Consider the following 2,113-nt stretch of genomic DNA (forward strand, 5'->3'; position numbering starts at 1 on the left):
CCATCCGGTCATGCGGGCAGCGGGTGAGGCGACCAGGGAACGAATACTCGCCGCCGCGAAGGCCGAGTTCGCCGAATTCGGTATCGCCGGAGCCAGGATCAACCGCATCGCGGCCGCCGCCAACGCCAGCAAAGACCGGCTCTACGCCTACTTCCCCGGCAAGAACGAGCTCTACGCGGCCGTCACCGAACGCTGGACCAGCCACACCGCCGTCGAAACCGCCCTGAGCGCCGACGACCTGCCCGCCTACGTCGGCCGCCTCTTCGACCATTTCGTCGCCCACCCCGACAACGCGCGCCTGCAGGCCTGGTCCGACCTCGAACCGGCGGGCACCTTCTTCGGCGCCATCCTGCGCGACACCATCGACGCGAAACTCACCGAACTGCGCCGCGGACAACGCGAAGGCCTGATCACCGCTGACATCCCCGCCCCGATCCTGCTCCGCATGCTCTCCGACCTGGCCCGCACCAACGCGATGCAGGCCAGATTCGCCGCCGAGAGGGGCGACACCGACCAACTGGCAGCGCGCCGCGCGGCCACCGTCTGCGCCGCCACCCGCATCGTCGCTCCCTGAAACACCACTATCGTGGGCGCAGTGGGGAGCGTATGGAATTCGTGGGGGCACGTACTGATCGTGTGGGCGCTGGCCGTGCCGATGGTTCTGGCCACCACCGTCCTGCTGGTGCGTCGACGAATCGGTTCCGGGACGCCGCGGCGCATCGCACTCAGGCACTCGATCGCCGAAGTCGGCATTCTGACCGCGACCCTGCCGTGGGTCTGGATGATTCTCACGCCCGCCACCGGCGAACGAGCTGTCAGCCTGGTGCCGCTGCGAGACCTGGCCGACACCCTGAGCGCTGCGCCGGCCACCGCCGTCGTGCAGGTCGGCGCCAATCTCGCCCTGTTCGTTCCCCTGGGTTTCCTTCTCCCCCTTCGATTTCCCCGACTCTCAGGCGCCCTCCGCATGACCGCTGTCGGGGCGCTGCTGTCGACCACGCTCGAGGTCGCCCAGTATGTCCTCGACCTGGGCCGGGTCTCCTCGGTGGACGACGTCCTCATGAATGCGGCGGGTGCGGGCGTAGGCGCACTCCTCGCCGCCGTCCACGTCGCCCGCCGGGAATCGGGGTGTTCGCAGAGTGATCGAGTGCTGACCCGGCTCGAGTGGGCGGGCTGAGGTCGAGCGCCGTTCCGGCGTCCTCGTACTGTCGTCCGGTGATCGGAAACCTGCGAATCTTCTTCCTCGGCGATTCCTTCGTCCAGGGCATCGGTGATCCCGAATACCGGGGCTGGGTCGGGCGCGCCCTCACCGAAACCGGCACGGGGATTACGGCATTCAATCTCGGCGTCCGTCGCAACACCTCCGACGATGTCCTGCGACGCTGCTGGACCGAGATCGAACCCCGTCTGGCGCCCGACGCCGACCATCGGCTGGTGCTGTCCTTCGGCAGCAACGACGCGGTCGAGGAGAACGGGGTGGTCCGGGTCGATCCGGACCGCTGCCTGGACAATCTCGCGACCATCCTGGACGGGGCACGCCGGCGCGCGATCGCGCCGCTGATCGTCGGCCCGCCCCCGGTGATCGACGCGGGCGAACCCCACCTGCACAGGACGACCGCGCTCGCCGAACGTATGGCGGCCCTGTGCCACACCCGCGACATACCGTTCATCGCCACGACAACAACGCTGGCCGCCGACCCGACCTGGCGGGCCGAGGCGCTGGCCGGTGACGGCGCCCATCCGGGCAGCGGCGGCTACCGGCGACTGGCCGACATCGTCCTCGCCGACCGGTGGCACGAGTGGATCGCCAAGCCGCGCCGGTGACCTCAGTGGGCGGGCGTCGCGCGGGGGCTTTCGGTGCGCGGGACCTGGAGTAGCTGGCGGGCGATGAGGTCGGTGAGACGTTCGCGCGTGGTGTCGAATTCCCCGCGCATCCACGCCGCGACCAGCTCGAGGGTGCCACTGACCACCACGTAGGCGGACATCGCCGAGTCGAGCAGGTCGCCCGAGGAATCCGGGAGGAGTTCCCGGGCGACCCCGGCCCTCCGCGCCGGGGAAGCGGGGGGGGGGGTCCTGCGCCCCCGGCGCCCCGCCTGGGGGCGGGGGGGGGTCGAGG

At 70.3% G+C, this 2,113-nt stretch carries 3 protein-coding genes and 1 pseudogene; 3 read left to right on the forward strand and 1 reads right to left on the reverse strand.

Annotated features, from left to right (window positions below; translation table 11 throughout):
* Positions 1–10: 10 nt before the first annotated feature.
* From ACFWPJ_RS21555 to ACFWPJ_RS21565, 3 genes are read left to right on the forward strand one after another with little or no spacing between them, the layout of a single operon-like run.
* A complete protein-coding gene (locus tag ACFWPJ_RS21555) occupies positions 11–574 on the forward strand; it encodes a TetR family transcriptional regulator (protein ID WP_378853990.1) in 564 nt (187 codons plus the stop codon).
* A gap of 21 nt (positions 575–595) precedes the next feature.
* Positions 596–1,174, forward strand: a complete 579-nt coding sequence (locus ACFWPJ_RS21560) for a VanZ family protein (protein ID WP_378853978.1) — start codon at positions 596–598, stop codon at positions 1,172–1,174.
* A gap of 38 nt (positions 1,175–1,212) precedes the next feature.
* The gene (locus tag ACFWPJ_RS21565) at positions 1,213–1,821 is read left to right on the forward strand and encodes a GDSL-type esterase/lipase family protein (protein WP_378853980.1); all 609 of its coding nucleotides are present in this window, start codon (positions 1,213–1,215) and stop codon (positions 1,819–1,821) included.
* Between the two features lie 2 nt (positions 1,822–1,823).
* On the opposite strand, the pseudogene ACFWPJ_RS21570 reads toward ACFWPJ_RS21565, so the two are convergent.
* Positions 1,824–2,113, reverse strand: a pseudogene (locus tag ACFWPJ_RS21570) (hypothetical protein); the annotation flags it as partial.

This window comes from Nocardia sp. NPDC058497 (genome assembly GCF_042720195.1).
Lineage (GTDB): Bacteria > Actinomycetota > Actinomycetes > Mycobacteriales > Mycobacteriaceae > Nocardia.

What these genes read in the sequence shown, in the direction of transcription:
- ACFWPJ_RS21555 (WP_378853990.1), top strand. Translation starts at nt 11, where the DNA reads ATGCGGGCAGCGGGTGAGGCGACCAGGGAACGAATACTCGCCGCCGCG.